Raw genomic sequence first — 23,096 nt, forward strand, 5'->3', positions numbered from 1 at the left:
GTCAGCCTTTCTCGAAGGTGGTGAGCATATCGCACCCCAGCGCCCGCGTTTCAACCGGGCTGAACCCCAGTTGCGTCAAACGCTCCGGCAAGGTGCCGTGAACAGTGGCCGGCACGCCATCCGCCTCCACCACCCCGGCCCCTTCGAGCAGGCAGAAGCGGTCGATCAGACCCGCGTCGAGAAGGGCGTCGTTGAGCCCGGCCCCGCCCTCGACCAGCAGCCGGCCGATGCCCCTCTGCGCCAGCGCGGCCAGCGCCGCGCCGAGTTCGGGGCGGCCATCCCGCCCGGCCACAACCACCGTCTCGGCCTGTTGAGAAACTGATTCAGCTTTGCCGTTTTCAGCAAGGATCACAAGGGTTTGTGCGTCATTGGACTCAAAGAGAGTCAGGTCGCGCGGCAAGGGCTCCCGCCCCCCGAGCACCACGCGCAGCGGCCGCCGACCCTCAAGTCCGGCCAGGCGCACGGTGAGTCTGGGAGTGTCGAGCCGGGCGGTGCCGGCCCCCACCATCACCGCATCGCTGAGCGCGCGCTGCATATGGGTCCAGCGCCGCGCCTCCTCCCCGGTGATCGCCACATTGCCCCGGTCGCTGCGGCCGATCATCCCGTTGCGGGAAACCGCCAGCTTGGCGGTCACGAAGGGCCGCCCGCGGCGGATGCGCGAGAAGAACCCTTCATGCAACCGCTCGATCGCCGCCAGATTCTCCCCCGCATGCACCGCGATGCCGGCGGCGCGCAGGCGCGCAATGCCCTCTCCCGCCGTGCGGGGGTCGGGGTCGGTGGCCCCGCACACCACGCGCGCGATCCCGGCGGCGATCACCGCATCGACGCAGGGCGGCGTGCGGCCCCAATGGTTGCAGGGCTCCAGCGTCACATAAAGGGTTGCGCCCCGCGCCGCCTCCCCCGCCATGGCGAGGGCCAGCGGCTCGGCATGCGGGCGTCCCCCCGGCGCGGTCACGCCCCGGCCCAGCACCCTTCCGTCCGCCGAGACGACCACGGCGCCCACAGTGGGATTTTCCGCCGTGGTGCCGCGATAGGGCATGGCCATCCGCGCCGCCGATTCGAGCCAGCGCAGATCGGCCGGCGCGAGTGGCGTCATCCCTCGTCCTCGGGAAGGGAGGGGTCCACATGTCCCATCTCGGTGAGAAAGGACTGAAAATCGTCGGCGCCGGAGAAATTCTTGTAGACCGATGCGAACCGCACGAAGGCCACGTCATCGAGCCCCTTGAGCCCATCCATGACATATTCGCCGATCTGCTCGGAGGTCACTTCTACGTCGCCCAGGCTTTCGAGCTGCCGGACGACGCCGGAGATCATGCGCTCGGCCGCTTCGGGATCGACCTGGCGCTTGCGCAGCGCCGTGGTCACCGAGCGGGCCAGCTTCTCGCGGTCGAAGGGCACCTTGCGCCCGGATTTCTTGACCACGATCAGGTCGCGCAGTTGCACCCGCTCGAATGTGGTGAACCGTCCGCCGCATCCATTGCAGACGCGGCGGCGGCGGATGGCGTTGGAATCCTCGGTGGGCCGGGAATCCTTGACCTGCGTATCGTCATTCCCGCAATAGGGGCAACGCATTGGCTTATCCGTAAATCGGGAACCGGGCGGTCAGTTCGAGGACCTTTTCCTTGACCTGGGCCTCGACGGCTCCATTATTGCCCTCGCCATTGGCGGCCAGCCCGTCGATCACCTCGACCATGAATTCGCCGACCTGACGGAATTCCTCGGTGCCGAAGCCACGCGAGGTGGCGGCCGGGGTTCCGACGCGGATGCCCGAGGTGATGGCCGGCTTTTCCGGATCGAACGGCACGGCGTTCTTGTTGCAGGTGATGTTGGCGCGCTCCAGCGCCGCCTCGGTCGCCTTGCCGGTCACCTGCTTGGGCCGCAGATCGACCAGCATCAAATGGTTCTCGGTGCCGCCGGTGGCGATCTCCAGCCCGCCCTTGACCAGCGTGTCGGCCAGCATCTGGGCGTTGGCGACCACCTGCTTTGCGTACTGCCCGAAAGCCGGGGTCAGCGCCTCGCCGAAGGCCACCGCCTTGGCGGCGATCACATGCATCAGCGGCCCGCCCTGGATTCCGGGGAAGATCGCCGAATTGACCTTCTTGGCGATGTCCTCGTCATTGGTGAGGATCAGCCCGCCGCGCGGTCCGCGCAAGGTCTTGTGGGTGGTGGTCGTCGCCACATGGGCGTGCGGGAACGGGCTGGGATAGACCCCCGCCGCCACCAGCCCGGCCACATGCGCCATGTCGACGAACAGATAGGCCCCCACCTCGTCGGCGATGGCGCGGAACGCGGCCCAGTCCAGAATGCGCGAATAGGCCGAAAAGCCCGCGACGATCATCTTGGGCTGATGCTCCACTGCGAGGGCCCGGACCTGGTCCATGTCCACGCGGCCGTCCTGCTTGCGCACGCCGTACTGGATGGCGTTGAACCATTTGCCGGACTGGTTGGGCCGCGCCCCATGGGTCAGGTGGCCGCCCGCGTCGAGGCTCATGCCCAGAATGGTGTCGCCGGGCTGCAGCAGCGCCTGGAAGACGCCCTGATTGGCCTGGCTGCCCGAATTGGGCTGCACATTGGCGAAGCCGCAGCCGAACAGCTCCTTGGCGCGGTCGATGGCCAGTTGCTCCACCACGTCCACGAACTGGCAACCGCCATAATAGCGCCGGCCCGGATAGCCCTCAGCATATTTGTTGGTCATCACCGAGCCCTGCGCTTCGAGCACGGCGCTGGAGACGATGTTTTCCGAAGCGATCAGCTCGATCTCGTGCTGCTGGCGACCGAGCTCGTCGGCAATCGCCTTGGCGACGATCGGATCGTGATCGGCAATGGTGCGGGAGAAGAAATCGGGAAAAAGCGGGGCGGACCCGGTGGCGCTCATGGAGGACCCTCGACCTGTTGCAAGAAATGCTGGATTGGCAAGCAAGCGCGCTGGGCATAGCACGGGCGCGCCGGCGATTCCAAGCAAAGATCGGGCGAACCGGCGTTCAGAGGCGTCCTTCGGTCGCTTCGCGCTCGATCCGCCGGCGCAGCTTGGCCAAAGCGAGGTTTTTCATCTGCAATTCCGAGGCGGTGGCCGGCGCGATGGCCACCACTTCGATGCCGGTGGCGACGTCGATGGCCGCCACCCGGACCTGCGGCCCGGCCCGGTGGAACTCGAACAGAACTTCCCGGCCCGCCCCCGCCGCGCTCATCGCCTTCCCGCTCCTTGCGGTCAGGCGTTGATTTCGGGGAAATCCACCCGGCCCTGGGCGTCGAATTCATAGACGTCGTCGCGGAAGCTCACGACGCCGTTGCGATTGGCCCAGGCGGTGAAATAGGTCATGAAGATCGGCACCGGATTGGTGACGCTGGCGTCGACCCGCTCGCCCGAGGCGAAGGCGGCGTTGACGTCGATGATGTCATAGCCGGAATCCTGCAGGATCCAGGTGACGAAATCGGCCACATTGGCGACGCGCACGCAGCCCGAGGAGTGGAAGCGGCCGTTTTCGCTGAACAGGTCCTGCTGCGGGGTGTCGTGCAGATAGACCGCATGCGGATTGTGGAAGTTGATCTTGACGTTGCCCATGGAGTTCTGGGCCCCGGGGTCCTGGCGGAACGTATAGTTCACCGCCTCCTCGGTCTGCCAGTTGATGGCGCTCTGGGGCACTTCCCTGCCGCTGCCGTCGAAGATGCGGATCGAATATTCGTTGAGGTAATTGGGATTGTCGTTGACCAGCTTGATGATGTCGCGGCGGATGATCGAGACCGGCACCGTCCAGTAGGGGTTGAAGTTGATCTGGTGGATGCGGCTGCGCAGGATCGGGGTCTGGCGGTCGATCTTGCCCACCACCGCCGTATGGCGGCGCGCCACCTGCTTGGTCTGGATGGTCTCGATGGCGGCGGCGGGAATGTTGACGTTGACATAGCGGTCCGACAGCTTGCCCTCGAGCCCGCGCACGCGCTCGATATTGAGCCGGATCTGGTTGAGCCGGGTCGCGGCCGGCACCTTCATGGCCCAATAGGTGTATTCATCGACCTTGCCATGGATCTGCAGGCCGTGGCGGGCCTGGAAGCCGCGCACGGCGGCGTCGACCTGGGTGTCGAACTGGTCGGAGAGGCCCGCTTCCTGCGACAGGTCGCCGGTATGCATCAGATAGGTGCGCAGGTCCCGCACGGCGCGGCGATCCGAGCCGAGCGAGAGCTGGAAGATCTCCGCCGGCACGTCCGGCCAGCCGCCGATATTGGCCAGGCGCTCGTAATACTGGGCGACGCGCTGCAGATTGTATTCGGTGTCGACCGAGACGATCGGGTCGTTGCCGCCGATGGCGTCCATGGCCTGGCGCGAGTTGAGCTCGAGTTCTTCCTGGGTGACGGTGCGGCGTCCCATGAGATTGCCCAGGAGCGACTGGGCCTGGGCCGGCACGGGCAACGCGGCAGCGGCAGCAAGGGCCGACATACCGGTCATGACGGTTCGCCGATTGAGTTTTGCAGAAATTTCGCGCATCGCGTTTCGTTACCTGATCGAAAGAAGGATGTGTCGACTGGCTCTTTTGCCTCAAGCCCGGCCGCATCACAACGGCTCTCACCTGACTTTGACCGCCGCTATGCAGAATTTACGGCGCAAATAAGAAACGCCGGCCCATGGACCGGCGTTTGATCGGAGGGTGTGGCGCGATGGCCACAGGCGCCAGCCCTACAATTTGTAGAGAATTTGGTCGACCCAGAAGCGCTCGAGTCGCGACAGCGCGGTATTGAGGCCGGCAAAGTCGGATTCGCCCAGTCCGCCGACCTTTTCGATCGAATTGAGATGGCGCTCATAGAGTTCGTCGATGACTTCCGCCACTTCCTCGCCCTTGGGGCTGAGCCGGATGCGTACCGAGCGCCGGTCGGTCTTGGAGCGCTCCTGGAAGATATAGCCCGTTTCGACCAGCTTCTTGAGATTGTACGAGACGTTGGAGCCCAGGTAATAGCCCCTTGTGCGCAACTCGCCCGCGGTCAGCTCGCTGTCGCCGATATTGAACATCAGCAGGGCCTGCACCGGGTTGATATCGTCCCAGCCCATGCGGTCGAACTCGTCCTTGATGAGATCGAGCAGGCGGCGGTGCAGCCGTTCGACCCGCGAGACCGCTTCGAGATAGAGCGGCTTGAGACTGGGACGCTGAGTATCAGCCTTTGCGGAAAGATTGTTAGCCATCGGTTTTGCCTCACTGTCATTTTTTGCGCGATTTGTTCGCGTCTGTGATGCCAACCTAGCGGGGTGCCCATAAGATCGGTTTAAGAGACACGCTTAATGTTATCTTACGGGAAAACTTGGCGTTTTTTGGTTTTTGCTTCCTTACCCCAGGTGTGGAATTTGTAACCTTTACGGGGAGTGAACGCCCGCAACGCCCCATGGCGCGGGCGGTTGCGCCGGCCCGCGCCCAGGCGTCCGGTTGTGGAAAAACCGGCCCGGGAGACTCAGTCGGCCAGTTGGCGGCGGGTCAGGAAGCGGGCGAAGCCCAGCAGGGCAATGGTTGCCAGCAAGGTGGCAGTTTTGAAGATAAATCCCCACAAACTGAGCGCAATCCAGGCGCTGCCGGCGAGGTAGAGGCCGATTTCGATCAGCAGCGATCCCCCGAGGATCACCGCGCCCCACTGCACCCGCATCCACAGGCCGATGGCCGCGAACAGGCGCATGAGGGTCAGGGCGCTGAGCAGCACGAAGCCGTCGCGGCCCAGCGCGGCGATGGGACTGGCGCTGCCGCGTCCCAGCCCCAGCAGGCCCGCGGCGTCGGCGAGCCCGATCACGAGGCTGGCCAGCGCCAGCACGCGCGTCGCCAGGGCGGTCTGTCTGTGTGTGAAATCCATCCGCGATTCCCCCGTGCCATGACCAGCTAAAGCGTTTCCAGGAAAAGTGGAACCGGTTTTCCGGTTCGGAAACGCGACAAAACCTGATTTGCCGCCGATGGACAAGCATGCGCGGGCCTGTGGCCATCGGTCTCTTTGCAGCGGCGGCGGGCGCTGCTATGCACGAGGCGACATTGACGGGAGCGCCCCATGACCTTCGAAAAGCACGACATGGATTTCCTCGCAGGCCGCAGGCTGCGCCGTCCGCGCATGGCCGGCTGGAGCCGCGATCTGATGCGGGAGAATACGCTGGTGCCCGGCGATCTCATCTGGCCGATCTTCGTGATCGAGGGCCAGAACGAGCGCCAGGAGGTCAAATCCATGCCCGGGGTCGAGCGGCTGTCCATCGACCTCGCCGTCGAGGCGGCGAAAGCGGCCCGCGCCGAGGGCATACCGGCCATGGCGCTGTTTCCCAATATCGACCCGTCCCTGCGCTCGGAGGATGGCGCCGAGGGCATCAATCGCGACAATCTCATCTGCCGCACGCTGTCGGCCATCAAGGACGCGGTGCCCGAGATCGGGCTCGTGGCCGATGTGGCGCTCGATCCCTACACCACCCATGGCCATGACGGGGTGATGCGGGGCGAGGAAATCCTCAACGATGAAAGCGTCGCCATCCTCGTCAAGCAGGCACTGGTGCAGGCCCAGTCGGGCGCCGATGTCATCGCCCCGTCCGACATGATGGACGGGCGTGTCGCCGCCATTCGCGGCGCGCTCGACGACGAGGGGCTGGAAAAGACCATCATCCTCTCCTACGCCGCCAAATACGCCTCCGCATTTTACGGCCCGTTCCGCGACGCGGTCGGCTCGGGCGCGCGGCTCAAGGGCTCCAAGCTCACCTACCAGATGGACCCGGCCAATGCCGAGGACGCCATCCTCGAGGTCGAGCAGGATCTGGCCGAGGGCGCGGACTGGATCATGGTCAAGCCGGGCATGCCCTATCTCGACGTCTGCCGCATGGTGAAGGACCGCTTCGACGTGCCGGTGTTCGCCTATCAGGTGTCGGGCGAATACGCGATGATCGCCTTTGCCGCCCAGGCCGGCGCCATCGATCGCGAGGCGGCCATGGCCGAAAGCCTCATGGGCTTCAAGCGCGCCGGCTGCTCGGGCATCCTCACCTATTTCGCCCTCGACATGGCGCGAAAGATCAATGGGTGAGCGGGACATCGGTTTCCGCACGCCGGATGGGTCGCACGTAATCTCCGGCAATTGAACGCCGCCTCTTGTCATGGGCCCGTCGCGCACACATCTGTGAGGCGATCCAAGGAGCACGGGACCATGGCAACAGATTTCTTCGGCCGCATCTTGCGCAACGACCTGCCCGATCCGTCCAGTTCGCCCGAACTGTTCGACGGCATCCTCAGCCGGCGCATCATCGCCTTCGTCATCGATTGCGTGATCATGGGCATCCTGGTCGCCGTCGCCATGGTGTGCGCCGCCATCCTGGGCTTTCTCACCTTCGGGCTCGCCTGGCTGGCCATTCCGGTCATCGTCCCCATCATCTTCATCGCCTATTACGCGGTGACGCTCGGCTCGCGCTGGCGCGCGACGGTCGGCATGCGCGCCACCGACATCGTGCTGACCCCCACCCGCGAGACGACCCTCGACGGCTGGATGGCGATGATCCATGTGGTGGTGTTCTGGATTTCCTGCGCCATTCTCACCCCTTTCATCACGCTGCTGGGCCTGTTCACCAATCGCCGCCAATTGCTGCACGACATGATCGTGGGCACGCTGATGGTGCGCCGCTCGCCCATGGAGCGGCATTGGCACGCCTTCAACCGGCACGAAGCCGCCTGATCGCATCTGCCGCGTTGCGCCCGGCGTAAGGGGAGACTACACTGGGGCCTTCGCAGTCTCTGGTCGAACGAGCCTCCCCCGATGGACCATACGCCGGAAAGCGCCCAGTTCTTCCTCACCGCCCCCTCCGCCTGCCCCTATCTGGAAGGCCGGCAGGAGCGCAAGCTGTTCACCCATCTCTCGGGCCGGCGCGCGGCCGCCCTGCACCATATCCTTTCCGACCACGGCTTCCGCCGGTCGCAGAACCTCATCTACCGCCCCGCCTGCCTCGATTGCGACGCCTGCCAGTCGGTGCGGGTGAGGACAAGGGATTTCCGCCCGGCCACCCGGCACAAGCGCAATCTCAAGCGCAATGACGACATCGTCTCCGACGTCGTGCCCCCGCTGGTCACCAGCGAGCAATACGCCCTGTTCAAGCGCTATCTGCAGTCCCGCCACGATGGCGGCGGCATGACCCAGATGAGCTATCTCGACTATGAATTCATGGTCGAGGACACGCCCGTGCAGTCGATCCTCGTCGAATACCGGCTGACCCGCTCCGGCCCGGATGGCGAGGAAGGCCAGTTGGTCGGCGTGGCGCTCACCGATCCGCTGCCGGACGGTCTGTCCATGGTCTACAGCTTCTTTGATCCCGATCTCGCCCATCGCGGGCTGGGCACCATGATGATCCTTGATCACATCGCCCGGGCGCGCGGGCTCGGCGGCTATCTCTATCTGGGCTATTGGGTGAAGAACTCCCCCAAGATGACCTACAAGACCGGCTTCGCCCCGCTCGAGGTGCAGCGCGGCGCACAGGGATGGATCGATCTCGACCCGGACGTCGCATAGCGTGAAGGTCCTCAAGACCATAATCGCGGGCGGCATCGCCGCGCTCTATCTCCTGGGATGTGGCCTGTTTGCCGCCATGGCCATCGCCGGAGCGCTGGGCTTCGTCTATCCGGTGCTCGACCTGTTCAACCATATCCAGCCGGTGCTGTTCTTCGGCCTTGTGTTCCTCCTTTGCGCCGCGCCGGTCTTCGTGCGCTTCGACATCGCCCGCGCCCTCGCCATGAGCGTCGCGGCGACCGGGCTGGTGGCGTCGACCATCATCTATGTCCCCGAAGCGGTGAGCGGTTTCCAGCCCCGCGCCACGCCCAGTGCCGGCGCCGCGACCTATCGGCTGATGACCTTCAACGTCTTCGGGCGCAACGAGGAACCGGCCTCCATCGTCGCCAATGTGGAGACCGTCGATCCCGACATCCTCGCCTTGCAGGAATATCACCCCGAGGTGCGCCGGGTCATCCATCCGCTGCTCGCCGCCCTCTATCCCCATTTCCAGTATTGCGCCGGCGGCCAGCGCGCCTTTGTCGGGCTCTATTCCAAAATCCCCTTCCAGCCGCTCGACGAGGACGCCTGCTCCTCCTCGATCATGAGCACCGAGCGCACGGCCCGCATCATGGTGCGGTTCGACGTGGACGACGCCCCCGACTTCTCCCTCGCCACCACCCATAACGACTGGCCGGCGCCGGTCACCCGCCAGGCGGTGCAGTTCGCCATCCTGCGCGATGCGCTTTCCACCGTGCAGCCGCCGCTGATCCTCGTGGGGGATTTCAACTCGACGCCCTGGTCCTACGCCCTGCGCAATTTCGTCGCCGAAGCCGGGCTGGTCCGCCATACGCGCAACCTGCCGACCTTCCCCAAGCTCTGGTACTATCTGCGCGACTGGCGCCCGGCGCCGGCCTTGCTGCCCATCGACCACGTGATGACGCGGGGCAATATCGAGATCCACGAATTGCGGACGGGCGAGCCCAGCGGCTCGGACCACCTGCCGATCATTGTGGAATTCTCCGTCACCAGCGAGTGACGCGCTGCCGGTCTACCCCTTGAACCGGTTGTTGCGCGGGAAGCCGGTCGGCGGCTGGCGTCCGGCCTGCGCCCGGTCGCCGATCCAGTCCTTGAGATCGGCCATGCTCTTGGTGAAGGTCCGGCCCGAGGAATCCGTCCAGGTCAGCCCATCCGCCGATGCGAACAGCTTGGCATCGGAAATCCCGCCATCCTTGTATTTCTGCAGCCGCACGCCCTTGCCGCGCGCCATCTCCGGCAATTGCGCCGCCGGAAAGACCAGCAGCTTGCGATTCTGGCCGATCACCGCGACCATGTCGCCCTCGGCCGGCACGCAGAGCCGCGCCTCCGATCCGCTCCCCACATTGAGCACCTGCTTGCCCTTGCGGGTATTGGCGATCAGGTCGTCCTCGGCCACCACGAACCCGTTGCCCAGGTCCGAGACCATCAGGCGCTTGGCGCCATGGCGATAGACGAAGAGGTCGACCACGTCCTGGCCCTCCTCGATATCGACCATGATGCGCACCGGCTCGCCGTGCCCGCGGCCGCCGGGCAGCTTGTCGGCGCCCAGCGTATAGACCTTGCCCCCGGTGGTGAGCAGCAACAGCTTGTCGGTGGTCTCGCAGGTCAACGCCAGCCTGAGCCGGTCGTCGGCCTTGAAGGTGAGGTTGGCGATCTCGTTATTGTGCCCCCGCAGCGCGCGAATCCAGCCCTTTTGCGACAGCACCACGGTGATCGGCTCGCGCTCGATCATCGCCGTCTCGATATCGGCGAGGTCGGTGTCCGGCGCCTTGGCGAATTGCGTGCGCCGCCGCCCGAGCGGCGTGTCGGGGCCGTAGGACTTCTTCAGATCCCCCACCTCGGTGGTGATCACGCCCCATTGCTTCTTTTCCGAGGCGAGCAGCGCTTCGAGATGCGTCTTCTCGTCGGTGAGCTTGTCGAATTCGGTGCGGATTTCGATTTCCTCGAGCTTGCGCAGCGAGCGCAGCCGCATGTTGAGGATCGCTTCGGCCTGCACTTCCGTGAGGGCCCAGCGCGCCATCATCACCGCCTTGGCGTCGTCCTCCTCGCGGATGATGCGGATCACTTCGTCGAGGTTGAGATAGGCGATGAGATAGCCGCCGAGCACTTCCAGCCGGTGCTCGATCTGGTCGAGCCGGTGGCGCGAGCGCCGGATCAGCACGTCCTTGCGGTGGTTGAGCCAGGCCCTGATCACCTCGGCGAGGTTCATCACCCGGGGCACCAGCCCCTTGTCGAGCACGTTCATGTTCAGCGAAAACCGCGATTCGAGCTCGGTGAGCTTGAACATGGATTCCATCAGCAGCACCGGGTCGACCGTGCGGCTGCGCGGTTCGAGCACCAGCCGCACGTCCTCGGCGCTTTCGTCGCGCACGTCCTTGAGCAGCGGCAGCCGCCGCGCCAGCAGCAGTTCGGCGATCTTTTCCACCAGCCGCGATTTCTGCACCCCATAGGGGATTTCGGTGATGACGATCAGATAGGTGCCGCGGCCATTGTCCTCGACTTCCCATTTGGCGCGCACGCGGAACCCGCCGCGTCCGGTGGTATAGGCCTGTTCCGTCGCCGCCGGATCGTCGACCAGCACACCGCCGGTGGGGAAGTCCGGGCCGGGGATGAACCGCATCAGCTCGCGCGGGCCGGCCTCGGGATTGGCCAGCAGATGCAGCGCCGCGTCGCAGATCTCGGCGACGTTGTGCGGCGGGATATTGGTCGCCATCCCCACCGCGATGCCGCTGGAGCCATTGGCCAGCAGGTTGGGGAAGTTCGAGGGCAGGACGATCGGTTCCTCGTCCTCCCCGTCATAGGTCTGGCGGAAATCGACGGCGTTTTCCGTGATCCCCTCGAGCAGGCGCGAGGCCACTTCGGTCATGCGGCTTTCGGTGTAGCGCATGGCGGCCGGGCTATCGCCGTCGATGGAGCCGAAATTGCCCTGCCCGTCCACCAGCGGGTAGCGCACCGCGAAATCCTGGGCGAGGCGCACCAGCGCATCATAGACCGACTGGTCCCCATGGGGGTGGAACTTGCCGATCACGTCGCCCACGATACGGGCCGATTTCTTGTAGCCCTGACCGGGATCGAGCTTCAAAAGCCGCATGGCGTGCAGGATGCGCCGATGCACCGGCTTCAGCCCGTCCCGCGCATCGGGAAGCGCGCGCTGGGTGATGGTCGAGATCGCATAGCTGAGATAGCGCTCTTCCAGCGCCGCCTTCAGATCGACGATGCGTTCGTTGTCACCCGGCGGGTCCATGATTTCGGCCATATCAGTCCTTACTGTCATCGCTGACGAATCAGGCGGCGATTATAGGGCCCCCTTTGCCGGCTGTCGCCGGTGGGGCAAGCTCAGCACCCCCCTCATCCGACCGCTTCGCGGCCACCTTCTCCCACCAGGGGAGAAGGGAAGATGGGCGCTGCCTCTGGGTTCCCCTTCTCCCCTGGTGGGAGAAGGTGGATCGGACCGCGAGGTCCGAGACGGATGAGGGGGGCGCTGACTCGCAACCAACGCCCTCGCCCGCCTTCCCCTCTCACCCCAGCCGTTCCACCAGCCAGTCCCGCGTGGTGGGCGGCGCGATCTGGCGGGGAGCCCACACATGACGGTCGAGGAAATGCCCGGTCAGCGCGAAGGCCGACGCGATGTCCCCCGCCCCCGCCGCCACATCGGCCCGCAGGAACCCCGGCAGGGGCAGCAGCCGGTCGCGATAGGGCTCGGCTTCCGAGGCCGAGACCGCCCGCCCGGTGCGGGGCGAGACATGGGTCAGCTGGTCGTTGCGCCCGCTCACCGCGCAACTGGCGAGGTCGAGGCCGAATCCCAGCTCTTCGAGCAGGAACAGCTCGAACCGCGCCAGATCCATGCCGAGTTGGACGAGGTCGCGCTCGCCATCGAGCAGGTCGAGCGCGACCTCGAGCAACTGGTCATGCGGGTCGCGCTCGGGCAACAGCCGCAAATGGTCGGCCAGCATCTGCAGCATATAGAGCCGGGGCCGGTCGGCCAGCAGCCGGGCGGCGCGCAGTTGCGTCGCCTCGGCGGTGAACGTCCCCAGATGGTCCTCCAGCCGCGCCCGCCACACCAGCCGCGCCGAATTGCCCGGCTGCAGGAAGGCCGCGTTGCGGCGCGAGCGCCCGCCGCGCACCAGCCCCAGGCATCGCCCCCGGCCGGGCACCATGGCTTCGAGGATCAGGGCCGATTCCCCGTATCGCCTTACCCCGATGATCAGGCCTTCGGACGACCATTCCATGGCATCACTTGGTCCAGTCGAGCCCCATTTCGCGATAGCGCTCGGGGTCGTCCGCCCAGTTGGCGCGCACCTTGACGAAGAGGAACAGGTGCACCTCGGTCTCGAACATCTCCATCAGTTCCTTGCGCGCCTCGGCGCCGATGGTCCTGATGGTCTGCCCCTTGGCGCCGAGCACGATCATCTTGTGGGTGTCGCGGGTGACATAGATCACCTGCTCGATGCGGTAGGAGCCGTCCTTCTGCACCTTGAAGCTCTCGGTCTCCACCGTCGCCTGATAGGGGATCTCGTCGTGGATGCGCAGGAACAGCTTTTCCCGCGTCACCTCGGCGGCGGTCAGCGCCAGGGTCAGATCGGTCAGGTGCTCCTCGGGGAAATGCCATTCGCCGAGGGGGGCCTTGGTGCGGCACCAGTCGACGAAATCGCCCACCCCATGGCCGCGCAGGGCGGAAATCATGAAGGTGGTCTCGAAATTGGCCTTCTCGTTGATCGACTGCGACAGGCCGAGCAGGGTCTCGTGCTTGACCTTGTCGATCTTGTTGATGACCAGCACCTTGGGCTGGCGGATATTCTGGAGCCCTGCCAGCAGGGCCTCGACTTCCGCGTTGAGCCCCTTCTGCGCATCGACGATCAGGGCGACCATGTCGGCGTCCCCTGCCCCGGTCCAGGCCGATTGCACCATGGCGCGGTCGAGCCGGCGCTTGGGCGCGAAGATGCCGGGGGTGTCGATGAACACCAGCTGGTCGCCCTCGATGGTCACCACGCCCCGCACCTGGGCGCGGGTGGTCTGTGCCTTGTGGGTGACGATGGACACCTTGGTGCCGACCAGCGCGTTGAGCAGCGTGGACTTGCCCGCATTGGGGGCGCCCACCAGCGCCACGAAACCGCATTTGGTGGGGGATGGGGTGACTTCGCTCATTCCGCGCTCTTCCATACGCCTTCCCGCAAGAGGAATTTTTCCGCCGCCTGATGCTCGGCGAGCTTTTTCGAGGTGCCGGTCGCGGTCAGCGGCTCATATCCGCGCACGGCGACCGAGATGGTGAACACCGGCGCGTGGTCGGGTCCCGTGCGCGCCGTTTCGGTATAGGTCGGCGGCTCCAGCGCCTTGGCCTGGGCCCATTCCTGCAGCGCCGTCTTGGAATCGGCCCGGCGGGCCTGGGCCACGTCGAGATTGTCGCCGAACATGCGGGCGACGAATTCATAGGCCGGCTCCAGCCCGCCATCGGCATAGATCGCCCCGATCACCGCCTCGCAGACATCGCCGAGAATGGCGTCCTTGTCGGCGCCGCCGGTGCGCGCCTCGCTCTCGCCGAGCCGGACGAAGCTGCCCATATCGAGGCGCCTTGCCACCCGGGCGCAGGTTTCCTTGCGCACCAGGCTGTTGAGGGTGCGCGACAGCTCGCCCTCATTGGCCTTGGGCAGGCGCTCCGAGAGCATGTCGGCCACCACGAGGCCTAGCACCCGGTCGCCGAGGAATTCGAAGCGCTGGTAGGAATCCGCCGTCCGCTTGGAGGGCGAGACCGCGCTCGAATGGGTCAGCGCCCGGGCCAGCAGGCCCGGATCGTTGAAGCGATAGTTCAGCCGGGCCTCCAGGGCATCCCTGTCGCGCGCCCTCAGGCTCATTCGTAGACCGAGGTGAACATGCGGTCGAACCGGATATTGCCCGGCCAGCGCCAGACCTGCCAGGGCGGGATATTGTCGGTGATCGAGAAGAAGCGCCACTGCGCCTTGCCCACGAGGTTCTCGAACGGCACATAGCCCACCGACATCAGCGAGCGGCTGTCCAGCGAGCGGTCGCGATTGTCGCCCATCATGAAGTAATGGCCGGGCGGCACCGTATAGACCGACGTGTTGTCGAACTGGGCGTTGTCGGAGATTTCCTGGATGGTGTAGCTCACCCCGCTGGGCAGGGTTTCGCGATATTCGATGATGGGCAGGTTCACCCCGGTGCTGTCGCGGTCGATTCCCGTGCCGATCCGCTCGCGCTCCACCGGCTCGCCATTGAGCTGCAGCACGCCGTCGATCATCTGCACCGTGTCGCCGGGCAGGCCGATCACCCGCTTGACGTAGTTCTCGCTCTGGGGCACCGGCCGGAACACCACCACGTCGCCGCGCTCGGGGGAATTGCCCAGGATACGCCCGTTCCAGGGCACCTCGCTATAGGGCAGCGAATAGCGCGAATAGCCATAGGAGTATTTGGACGCCAGAATATAGTCCCCGATCATCAGGTTGGACTGCATCGAGGCGGTCGGAATGGAAAAGGGCTCAAAGGCGAAGGTACGAAACACCAGGGCGATCAGCAGGGCCTGGACGATGATGACGATGGTTTCGCGCAGTTCGCCCTTGCCGGTCTTTTTCTTGGTGGCGTCCGACATGGGGGTGCTCATGATTGAAAGGTTCGCAAAGGTTGTTACGGGAGGGGTGTTGCCGGGTCAACCGGCAGGGCCTCGATGATGACGAATGCCTGGGCCATCCCGTTATCATCGGTGATCGTGACGTGAATATGGGGAGCGTATCCTGCCGGCACCAATTGCGCCAGCCGCCGCGCCGCGCCGCCGGTCAGCCGCATGGTCGGCTTGCCGCTGGGCAGGTTGACCACTCCCATGTCGCGCCAGAAGACCCCGTGCGACAGCCCGGTGCCCAGCGCCTTGGCGCAGGCTTCCTTGGCCGCGAAGCGCTTGGCGTAGGAGGCGGCCCGCAAGCGGCGGCGGTCCGATTTGGCCCGCTCGATCTCCGTGAAGCACCTCTGGGTGAACCGCTCCCCGAACCGGTCCAGCGTGCGCTGCACATGCGCGATCTCGCAAATATCGTTGCCCAGCCCGATGATCATGCGCTCTCCTCGATCAGTTCCATCTCCTGCGGATCGCTCCCGAACGCCCCTTCCATGCCCAATATGGCATTGGCCTGGATGAGGCTGGCCCGCTGCACGCGCGAGAGGCCCGGCGTGCGGCGCAGCGTGGCCAGCACGTCGGTCAGCTGCGCCAGGTCGCGCACTTCGAGCTCGAAGATCAATTCGTGCGAATCCGCGGCCAGGGCCCGCATGGCGAGGTTGGAGATATTGGCGTCGCAGGCCGCGATGGCGCCGGTGATCTGGGCCAGCGATCCGGGGCGGTTCTGCGAATACATGGCGATGATCACCTTGAAGCGCGGCTCGGACTCGCCCTTCAAATCCCACCGCACGTCGATCCAGCCCACATCCTTGTCGTGGAAATCGGCCAGCGCTTCGGATTCCACCGGGAACACCTCCATGCGGCCCGAGGGGTGGAAGATCGCCACCAGCCGGTCGCCGGGCACCACGCCCTCGCGCGAGACGTCGACGGGCATGTTGAAGTCGAACCCTACCATGGTGGCGAATTTCTTGATGGCGCTGCGCTGCCCGCCGGGCATGCGGAAGCGGAAATACCGCCCGTTGCGCAGGGAGAACCAGCCCTCGGCATCGTCCCCCACCGGCAGGGTGAGAGCGCCCTTGCGCCGGCGCTTGCCCTTGAGCGAAGTCGCCTCCCCGGTCACCTCGTCGGCGGTGATCCGCCCTTCGCCGATGGCGGCGAGGAGCGCCGTCTTGTCGGGCATGGACAGCCGCTCGGCAAGCGCCTTGATATCGTCCTCGCTGAGGCTGATGTCCTCGCGCTCGACCACCGCCATCAGCACCTGCTCGCCCAGCGCGATGGCCCGTTGCAGGGCGCCCTGGCGCACCGCGCGGCGGATGGCCGAACGCGCCTTGCCGGTCACGGCGATATTTTCCCAATTGGGCGGCGGCAGATGGCCGGCGTCGCGCAGGATCTCCACCTCGTCGCCCGAATGCAGCGTCGTGATCAGCGGCATCACGGTGCCGTTGATCTTGCAGCCCACGCAGCTGTCGCCGACATCGGTGTGGACCGCATAGGCGAAATCGATCGGCGTGGCGCCGCGCGGCAGCGCGATCAGCCGCCCGCGCGGGGTGAAGCAGAACACCTGGTCCTGGAACAGTTCGAGCTTGGTGTGCTCGATGAACTCTTCGGGATTGTCGCCTTCGGTGAGGTGGGCGATGGTGGTGCGCAGCCAGTTATAGGCTTGGCTTTCCTCCTCGAGCCGGTGCATGTCGCCCGAGATGGCTTCCTTGTAGAGCTGATGCGCCGCGATGCCGAATTCGGCGATAGCCTGCATTTCCTGGGTGCGGATCTGCAGTTCCACGCGCTGGCGCCCCGGCCCCACTATGGTGGTGTGGATGGAGCGGTAATCGTTCTGCTTGGGGACCGAGATATAGTCCTTGAACCGCCCGGGCACGACCTTCCAATTGGTATGGATCACCCCCAGCGTGCGATAGCATTCGTCGATGGTGTCGACCACCACGCGGAAGCCGATCATGTCGGAGAGCTGTTCGAGGGCCACCGCCTTGCGCTCGATCTTGGAATAGATCGACCAGGCCGATTTCAGCCGCCAGGACACCTTGGCCCTGATCCCCTGGGCGGTGAGGTGGCTTTCCAGCTCGCTGCGGATTTCCGCGATCACGTCGCGGCTCGAGGTCTCCATCTGCGCCAGGCGCGAGGTGATGGCGTTGTAATGCTCGGGATAGAGCGTCTTGAACGCCAGGTCCTCGAGCTCGCTGCGCATGTCCTGCATGCCCATGCGCCCGGCCAGCGGCGCATAGATATCCATGGTTTCCTGCGCGATGCGGCCGCGCTTGTGCACCGGCATGAATTCGAGGGTGCGCATATTGTGCAGCCGGTCGGCGAGCTTGACCAGCAGCACCCGCACGTCCTGGGCGATGGCCAGCAGCAGCTTGCGCAGGTTCTCGGCCTGCGCCTCTTCCCGGCTCACGAGGTTGAGCCGGTCGATCTTGGTCAGCCCGTCGACGATCTGGCCGATTTCGGTGCCGAACATCTCGTCGATCTCGGCGCGGGTGGCGTCGGTGTCCTCTATCGTATCATGCAGCAGCGCCACCGCGATGGTCGCGTCGTCGAGCTTGAGATCGGTGAGGATGGCCGCCACTTCCAGCGGATGGGCAAAATAGGGATCGCCCGAAGCGCGGGTCTGGGATCCGTGTTTCTGCATGCCGTAGACATAGGCCTTGTTGAGCAAGGCCTCGTCGGCGTCGGGATTATAAGCCAGAACCCGTTCGACGAGTTCGTATTGACGCATCATGCGTCGGATACTCCAGGATACGGAACCATAAATCAGTAAAGGCGCCCGGCCGGCCGCCAGACGCCTTCACGAAACAATATAGGGAAAGCCCCGGGCCGATCAATCGTCGCGACGTTCGGGGGGCGCCAGGGATTCGATGCCGCGCAGCAATTCTTCCTCGCTGATCGTATCGAAGACCGGGCCGTCCTCGTCCGAGGCGGTTTCGATCCGCGGCGCGATATCGGCCTCGGGCTCGTCGACCTCGACATATTTCTGCAAGGAATGGATCAGGTCTTCCTTGAGGTCGTCGGGAGAAATCGTGCCGTCGCCGATCTCGCGCAGGGCGACGACCGGGTTCTTGTCGTTGTCGCGGTCGACGGTGATCTGGGCGCCGGACGAGATCATGCGGGCGCGATGCGCGGCCTGCAGAACCAGCTCGAACCGGTTCGGAATCTTTTCAATGCAATCTTCTACGGTGACGCGTGCCACAGCCGGTCTCCATTGCTCAGGGGGAGTGAGGGGCTTGCTTACACCAGCCGGGCCGCGAACACAAGCGGCGCCTTGGGCCGGGAGGGCGATCAATTTTACGGCAGCATTGAACCTCTTGCTCTCCTCCCGCGTTGAGTCCAATACGCTTGCGCATATTTTTCGACGAACCGATTTGATTTGGAGCTTTTACCGCTAATGTTCGATCCACGGGAAAAGGTCGTGCTGTTCATCGATGGCGCCAACCTTTACGCGACCTCCCGCGCTCTGGGAGTCGATATAGACTACAAGAGATTGCTCAGCCAGTTCCAGGAACAGGCGTATCTTCTGCGCGCCTATTACTATACCGCCCTCGTCGAGGATCAGGAATATTCTTCCATCCGCCCGCTGATCGACTGGCTCGACTATAATGGTTACACGGTGGTGACCAAGCCGGCCAAGGAATTCACCGATGCGCAGGGGCGGCGCAAGGTGAAGGGCAATATGGATATCGAGCTCACCATCGATGCCTTCGAGATGTCGCCCTATTACGACCATCTGGTGCTGTTTTCCGGCGACGGGGATTTCACCGCCCTGGTCGGGGCCCTGCAGCGGCGGGGCAAGAAAGTGACCGTGGCCTCCACCCTCACCACCCCCACCCCGATGATCGCCGACGATCTGCGGCGGCAGGCCGATTATTTCCTCGAAATCGCCACCCTCGCCAAATCGGTGGGCCGGGCGCAGGTTGACCGCCATCCGGCGGCCAAAGAGGATGTCACGAGTTGATTCTGCCCTCGAGACCTCAGTGACCGCCCCCAATCCGCCGCATGACTGCCCGCTCTGTCCCCGCCTCGTCGAATTCCGCCTCATGGCGCGGCAGCAATTTCCCGACTGGCACAATGGCCCGGTCGACAATTGGGGCGATGCCGCTCCCCGGCTGATGATCGTCGGCCTCGCGCCCGGCCTGCGCGGGGCCAACCGCACCGGGCGTCCCTTCACCGGCGATTATGCCGGCGACCTGCTCTATGCCACGCTGAAGAAATTCGGGCTGGCGGTGGGAGAATACCGGGCCGATCCCGCTGACGGGCTGGCGCTCGTCGATACGATGATCGTCAATTCCGTGCGCTGCGTGCCGCCGCAGAACAAGCCCACCGGCGGGGAGATCGCCACCTGTCGCCGCTTTCTCGACGCCACCATCCGGACCAACCCCCAGGCCCGCACCTTTTTCGCCCTGGGCCGCATCGCGCATGAATCCCTGCTCTCGACGCTGGGCGAGCGCCGCGCCGCCTTCCCCTTCGCCCATGGGGCCGAGCACGTCCTCAGCGATGGACGGCGGCTCGTCGACAGCTATCACTGCTCGCGCTACAACACCAATACCGGGCGGCTCACCCCCGAAATGTTCGAAGCCGCCATGGGCCGCGCCGCCCAATGGGCGCGGCACTAAGGTAAACGGCCTAGCTTACCAGCGCGTCAGGCCCAGCAGCTTTTCGCCCAGCGGGCTGAGCTTGGCCGTCGTGGCGTTGTGCTTTTCCCATTGGCGCGGATCGCCGGGAAAGGCGTCGCGCCTGGGGTGATCGCGTTCGCGCCACAGCCGGATACGCTCCTGGCGTTCGGCCTCATTGTCCCATTCGGCCGGATGCATGGAGATATATTGCGCCATGCGCACGCGGGTGTCCGAGTGGTTGGGGCGCACTCCATGAGCAAGAAGCGAGTTGAAGACCATCAGGTCGCCCGGCTCGAGATCGATATTGACCACGCTCTGCCCGGTCATGTCCGGATGCATCGGGTCGCGGTCCTCGGGCTGGGTCTTCACCCATTCCTCGAAATGCTCGAAGAGGTAGGGCACGCACTGGAAGCCGCCCGTCTCGCTGTCCTGTTTCTGCAGGCTCAGCACGGCCTGGACGCCGATGGGCAGCGGCCGGATCGAGGTGTCCACATCCCAGTGGATGAACCCGTTGGGATTGCCCTTGATTTTTTTCGGCGGGTTGAGATTGGCCCGGTCGATGGTGACCCAGAGGTCCTCGCGGTCCCAGATGTCCACGAACACGTCATAGATGCGCCGTTCCTGGCGGTTGTCCCACAGATACTGGTGATTGTAGATCTCCAGCATACCGGTATTGTTCAATTCCTTCATCTTGTGCTCGCGCCGCTGCGGCGCGTACCAGGTGGAGGGATCGGCGGGGTCCTTCTCGTCAAATGCCCAGAGCAGGTCGACAAGCCGTTCCACATTGGCCAGCGGCACCGCCTGACGGACAATGACATAGCCCTTGGTCGTCCACTGTTCCCAATCGGCCTTCGACAGCACGCGCAGCGGCAAGGTCTTCTCGATATCCTTGAGCTGGGTGGTGGCGGTGGTGGTCGGATGGCTGTCGCGCATGGCTGCGGTTCCGGTCTGCATTGTCTTCTCCCATATCTCTGTCTCCCCTCGAAAGCGGGTCGGACCAGATTAGGCGCTGCAGCCGCGGCGTGTTGTACTCGCCCGGCCAATACTGATACTATTATGGCGTTTGTTGATCGGAGAGCGCCTGATGCGAGCCTATCTCGAGCGCCTGCCCCATTCGAGCACCGCGTCCTGGACCATGCTCAACCGCCGGCTCGAAGAGGCCATTCCCTTCCAGTGGCACCATCATCCCGAGTTCGAGCTGACCCTGACGCTCAATTCCGAGGGCCAGCGCTTCATCGGCGATCATGTGGGCAGTTATGGGCATGCGGATCTGGTCCTGGTCGGCCCCAACCTTCCCCACACCTGGGCGTCGCGCCGCAAGATCGACGCGGCCGAGCCCCATGTCGCCCTGGTCCTGTGGTTTCGCAAGGCGTGGATCGAGGCCATGATCGCCGGCTCGGTGGAGTTGCAGCCGGTCAAGGAGCTCATCGACCGTTCGCTGGCCGGCCTCGCCTTTTCGCCCGAGACCGGGCGGGCGCTCACTGCCGAGTTCCAGGCCTTGTTCGACCGGCCGCCGCTGCAAAGGCTGCTGGGGCTGTTCGCGATCCTCGCGCATCTGGCCGGGGACGAGAGCGCCCGCCCGCTTTCGCGCGCCGTCCCGCGCCATATCGAGGGCCGGAGTTCGCGGCTCGACCGGGTCCTCACCCATCTCCATCGGCACTATGCCGAGCCGACCAGCATGGGCGAGCTTGCCGAGGTGGCGGCGCTCAGCGTTTCGGGCCTGCACCGCATGTTCACGCGCCAAACCCAGGCCAGCATCACCGAATATGTGGCGGGGCTGCGCATCGGCGAGGCGTGCTCGCGCCTCTCGGCCACCACCGAGCCGATCGGCTTCATCGCCGAAGCGGTCGGCTATCCCTCGCTGGCCAATTTCAACCGCCAGTTCAAGGCGCTGCGGGGCATGACCCCGCGCGCCTATCGCGCCCTGTTCCGCAAGCCGGTCTGAGCCCCGAAGGCCCTTTCCGCTCAGCCCTGCTTGAGCAGCCGCTGCTTGTCGCGCGACCAGTCGCGGTCCTTGAGCACTTCGCGCTTGTCGTAGTTCTTGCGTCCCTTGGCCAGCCCGATGGTCAGCTTGGCCAGCCCGCGCTCGTTGAAATAGAGCTTGAGCGGCACGATGGTGTTGCCCTGCCGCTCGACGCCGCGCATCAGTTGGCCCAGCTCCTTGATCGACACCAGCAGCTTGCGCCGGCGCTTCTCGTCATGGTTGAAGCGGTTGCCCTGCACATATTCGGGGATATTGGCGTTGATCAGCCACAATTCGCCCCCCTCGGGCGAGACATAGGCCTCGGCGATCTGCGCCTTGCCATTGCGCAGCGACTTGACCTCGGTTCCGGTCAGGACGATGCCGGCCTCGAGCGTGTCGAGGATTTCATAGTCGAACCGGGCGCGGCGATTGTCCGCCACGACGCCGGTTTCCACCAATCCCTTGTCCTTCTTGGCCATTACGGTCCTTCAGTCAGTTGATCAGCCCGGCATGGACCAGCGCCGCATCGATGGCGCCACGCGTGGCGTCCGAGGCCGGCACCAGCGGCAGGCGGATATCCTCGCCGAACAGCCCCAGCCGCGCCGCGGCATATTTGGCGCCCTGCGGATTGGGCTCGAGGAACAGGGCGCGGTGCAGGGGCGCCAGCCGGTCCTGGATGGACAACGCCGTCGCATAGTCCCCGGCCCGGCAGGCCGCCTGGAATTCCGAGCACAGCCGCGGGGCGATATTGGCGGTCACCGAGATGCAGCCCTTGCCCCCATGGGCGTTGAAGCCCAGCGCGGTGATGTCCTCGCCCGAGAGCATCACGAAGTCGCTGCCCATCATGGAGCGGGTCTGGGTCGCCTTGGCCATGTCGGCCGTCGCATCCTTGATGCCGATCACATTGGGGCACTCGTCGCGCAGGCGCTTGAGCGTATCGACCTGGATGTCCACCACCGTGCGCCCCGGCACGCTGTAGACGATCACCGGCAGGCTGGTGGCCCTGGCGATAGCCGCGAAATGCTGGAACTGGCCCTCCTGGCTGGGCTTGTTGTAATAGGGCACGATGGTGAGGATGGCGTCGGCCCCGGCCTCTTCGGCGAACTGGGCCAGGTGGATCGCCTCGCGTGTCGAATTGGAGCCCGCGCCCGCCACCACCGGCACGCGCTTTTCCGCCACCGCGATGGTGAGCTCGATCACCCGGCGATGCTCCTCATGGCTCACGGTCGGCGATTCCCCGGTGGTCCCCACCGGCACCAGTCCGTTGGTGCCCTCGTCGATCTGCCATTTGACGAAACGCGCCAGCGCGTCCTCGTCAACGGCACCATTCCGGAACGGCGTCAGCAACGCCGTGATCGACCCACTCAACATGCTATGTCCTCTATTGTGCCGC

Annotated in this window: 25 protein-coding genes; 7 read left to right on the plus strand and 18 right to left on the minus strand. The window is 65.1% G+C overall.

The window, feature by feature from the left end; genetic code table 11:
* Nucleotide 1: 1 nt before the first annotated feature.
* The 7 genes from ribD to DVH29_RS08505 all read right to left on the minus strand — a co-directional run bounded on the left by ribD (nt 2) and on the right by DVH29_RS08505 (nt 5,823).
* Entirely contained in the window at nt 2–1,096 is a 1,095-nt protein-coding gene (gene ribD / locus DVH29_RS08475; protein ID WP_245944928.1) for a bifunctional diaminohydroxyphosphoribosylaminopyrimidine deaminase/5-amino-6-(5-phosphoribosylamino)uracil reductase RibD, read from the minus strand.
* Nucleotides 1,093–1,572: a transcriptional regulator NrdR gene (gene nrdR / locus DVH29_RS08480; protein WP_114645746.1), complete on the minus strand. Its 480-nt coding sequence runs from the start codon at nt 1,570–1,572 to the stop codon at nt 1,093–1,095. The genes ribD and nrdR overlap by 4 nt, the downstream gene beginning before the upstream one ends.
* Nucleotides 1,573–1,576: 4 nt before the next feature.
* Nucleotides 1,577–2,875: a serine hydroxymethyltransferase gene (glyA, locus tag DVH29_RS08485; protein ID WP_114645747.1), complete on the minus strand. Its 1,299-nt coding sequence runs from the start codon at nt 2,873–2,875 to the stop codon at nt 1,577–1,579.
* Between the two features lie 106 nt (nt 2,876–2,981).
* Nucleotides 2,982–3,188 (minus strand): DUF6898 family protein, encoded by a 207-nt coding sequence (locus tag DVH29_RS08490; RefSeq protein ID WP_114645748.1) that lies wholly within the window; start codon nt 3,186–3,188, stop codon nt 2,982–2,984.
* 20 nt (nt 3,189–3,208) lie between these two features.
* Nucleotides 3,209–4,441, minus strand: coding sequence for a L,D-transpeptidase family protein (locus DVH29_RS08495; RefSeq protein WP_158541609.1), 1,233 nt, complete (start codon nt 4,439–4,441; stop codon nt 3,209–3,211).
* Between the two features lie 228 nt (nt 4,442–4,669).
* Complete coding sequence (gene ldtR / locus DVH29_RS08500) at nt 4,670–5,170, minus strand: transcriptional regulator LdtR (protein ID WP_114645750.1); 501 nt, start codon at nt 5,168–5,170, stop codon at nt 4,670–4,672.
* Between the two features lie 263 nt (nt 5,171–5,433).
* Complete coding sequence (locus tag DVH29_RS08505; protein WP_114645751.1) at nt 5,434–5,823, minus strand: DUF6163 family protein; 390 nt, start codon at nt 5,821–5,823, stop codon at nt 5,434–5,436.
* A 189-nt stretch (nt 5,824–6,012) separates the two neighbouring features.
* Between DVH29_RS08505 and hemB the strand changes: the two genes are divergently transcribed.
* The 4 genes from hemB (at nt 6,013) to DVH29_RS08525 (ending at nt 9,505) form a co-directional block, all read left to right on the plus strand.
* Nucleotides 6,013–7,020, plus strand: a complete 1,008-nt coding sequence (gene hemB, locus DVH29_RS08510) for a porphobilinogen synthase (protein ID WP_114645752.1) — start codon at nt 6,013–6,015, stop codon at nt 7,018–7,020.
* Nucleotides 7,021–7,140: 120 nt separating this feature from the next.
* Nucleotides 7,141–7,662 (plus strand): RDD family protein, encoded by a 522-nt coding sequence (locus tag DVH29_RS08515; protein WP_114645753.1) that lies wholly within the window; start codon nt 7,141–7,143, stop codon nt 7,660–7,662.
* 81 nt (nt 7,663–7,743) lie between these two features.
* Entirely contained in the window at nt 7,744–8,490 is a 747-nt protein-coding gene (locus tag DVH29_RS08520) for an arginyltransferase (RefSeq protein WP_114645754.1), read from the plus strand.
* Nucleotide 8,491: 1 nt separating this feature from the next.
* The gene (locus tag DVH29_RS08525; protein ID WP_114645755.1) at nt 8,492–9,505 is read left to right on the plus strand and encodes an endonuclease/exonuclease/phosphatase family protein; all 1,014 of its coding nucleotides are present in this window, start codon (nt 8,492–8,494) and stop codon (nt 9,503–9,505) included.
* 12 nt (nt 9,506–9,517) lie between these two features.
* On the opposite strand, the gene parC is transcribed toward DVH29_RS08525, so the two are convergent.
* The 8 genes from parC to rpoZ all read right to left on the minus strand — a co-directional run bounded on the left by parC (nt 9,518) and on the right by rpoZ (nt 18,320).
* Entirely contained in the window at nt 9,518–11,761 is a 2,244-nt protein-coding gene (gene parC, locus DVH29_RS08530) for a DNA topoisomerase IV subunit A (RefSeq protein WP_114645756.1), read from the minus strand.
* Between the two features lie 262 nt (nt 11,762–12,023).
* Complete coding sequence (recO, locus tag DVH29_RS08535; RefSeq protein ID WP_114645757.1) at nt 12,024–12,734, minus strand: DNA repair protein RecO; 711 nt, start codon at nt 12,732–12,734, stop codon at nt 12,024–12,026.
* Between the two features lie 4 nt (nt 12,735–12,738).
* Nucleotides 12,739–13,650 carry a GTPase Era gene (era, locus tag DVH29_RS08540; RefSeq protein WP_245944929.1) on the minus strand — a complete coding sequence of 304 codons (912 nt, stop codon included), beginning with the start codon at nt 13,648–13,650 and terminating at the stop codon, nt 12,739–12,741.
* A complete protein-coding gene (rnc, locus tag DVH29_RS08545) occupies nt 13,647–14,354 on the minus strand; it encodes a ribonuclease III (protein ID WP_114645759.1) in 708 nt (235 codons plus the stop codon). The genes era and rnc overlap by 4 nt, the downstream gene beginning before the upstream one ends.
* A complete protein-coding gene (gene lepB / locus DVH29_RS08550) occupies nt 14,351–15,106 on the minus strand; it encodes a signal peptidase I (RefSeq protein WP_114645829.1) in 756 nt (251 codons plus the stop codon). The genes rnc and lepB overlap by 4 nt, the downstream gene beginning before the upstream one ends.
* 35 nt (nt 15,107–15,141) lie before the next feature.
* Nucleotides 15,142–15,561 carry a holo-ACP synthase gene (gene acpS / locus DVH29_RS08555; RefSeq protein WP_114645760.1) on the minus strand — a complete coding sequence of 140 codons (420 nt, stop codon included), beginning with the start codon at nt 15,559–15,561 and terminating at the stop codon, nt 15,142–15,144.
* Nucleotides 15,558–17,852, minus strand: a complete 2,295-nt coding sequence (locus DVH29_RS08560) for a RelA/SpoT family protein (RefSeq protein ID WP_114645761.1) — start codon at nt 17,850–17,852, stop codon at nt 15,558–15,560. The genes acpS and DVH29_RS08560 overlap by 4 nt, the downstream gene beginning before the upstream one ends.
* Before the next feature lie 99 nt (nt 17,853–17,951).
* The gene (gene rpoZ, locus DVH29_RS08565) at nt 17,952–18,320 is read right to left on the minus strand and encodes a DNA-directed RNA polymerase subunit omega (protein ID WP_114645762.1); all 369 of its coding nucleotides are present in this window, start codon (nt 18,318–18,320) and stop codon (nt 17,952–17,954) included.
* A 195-nt stretch (nt 18,321–18,515) separates the two neighbouring features.
* Between rpoZ and DVH29_RS08570 the strand changes: the two genes are divergently transcribed.
* Together DVH29_RS08570 and DVH29_RS08575 are read left to right on the plus strand one after the other, a co-directional pair.
* Nucleotides 18,516–19,082: a LabA-like NYN domain-containing protein gene (locus DVH29_RS08570; RefSeq protein WP_114645763.1), complete on the plus strand. Its 567-nt coding sequence runs from the start codon at nt 18,516–18,518 to the stop codon at nt 19,080–19,082.
* Nucleotides 19,069–19,740 carry a uracil-DNA glycosylase gene (locus tag DVH29_RS08575; RefSeq protein ID WP_114645764.1) on the plus strand — a complete coding sequence of 224 codons (672 nt, stop codon included), beginning with the start codon at nt 19,069–19,071 and terminating at the stop codon, nt 19,738–19,740. The genes DVH29_RS08570 and DVH29_RS08575 overlap by 14 nt, the downstream gene beginning before the upstream one ends.
* A gap of 15 nt (nt 19,741–19,755) precedes the next feature.
* Here DVH29_RS08575 and DVH29_RS08580 read toward each other — a convergent pair whose 3' ends face one another.
* Nucleotides 19,756–20,694, minus strand: a complete 939-nt coding sequence (locus tag DVH29_RS08580; protein WP_114645765.1) for a phytanoyl-CoA dioxygenase family protein — start codon at nt 20,692–20,694, stop codon at nt 19,756–19,758.
* 130 nt (nt 20,695–20,824) lie between these two features.
* Here DVH29_RS08580 and DVH29_RS08585 point away from each other — a divergent pair, with 130 nt between their 5' ends.
* Nucleotides 20,825–21,685, plus strand: a complete 861-nt coding sequence (locus DVH29_RS08585; protein WP_114645766.1) for a helix-turn-helix domain-containing protein — start codon at nt 20,825–20,827, stop codon at nt 21,683–21,685.
* 20 nt (nt 21,686–21,705) lie between these two features.
* Here DVH29_RS08585 and smpB read toward each other — a convergent pair whose 3' ends face one another.
* Entirely contained in the window at nt 21,706–22,182 is a 477-nt protein-coding gene (gene smpB, locus DVH29_RS08590; protein ID WP_114645767.1) for an SsrA-binding protein SmpB, read from the minus strand.
* 13 nt (nt 22,183–22,195) lie between these two features.
* Complete coding sequence (dapA, locus tag DVH29_RS08595) at nt 22,196–23,074, minus strand: 4-hydroxy-tetrahydrodipicolinate synthase (protein ID WP_114645768.1); 879 nt, start codon at nt 23,072–23,074, stop codon at nt 22,196–22,198.
* Nucleotides 23,075–23,096 lie beyond the last annotated feature (22 nt).

This window comes from Pelagibacterium lacus (assembly GCF_003345525.1).
GTDB classification, from domain to species: domain Bacteria; phylum Pseudomonadota; class Alphaproteobacteria; order Rhizobiales; family Devosiaceae; genus Pelagibacterium; species Pelagibacterium lacus.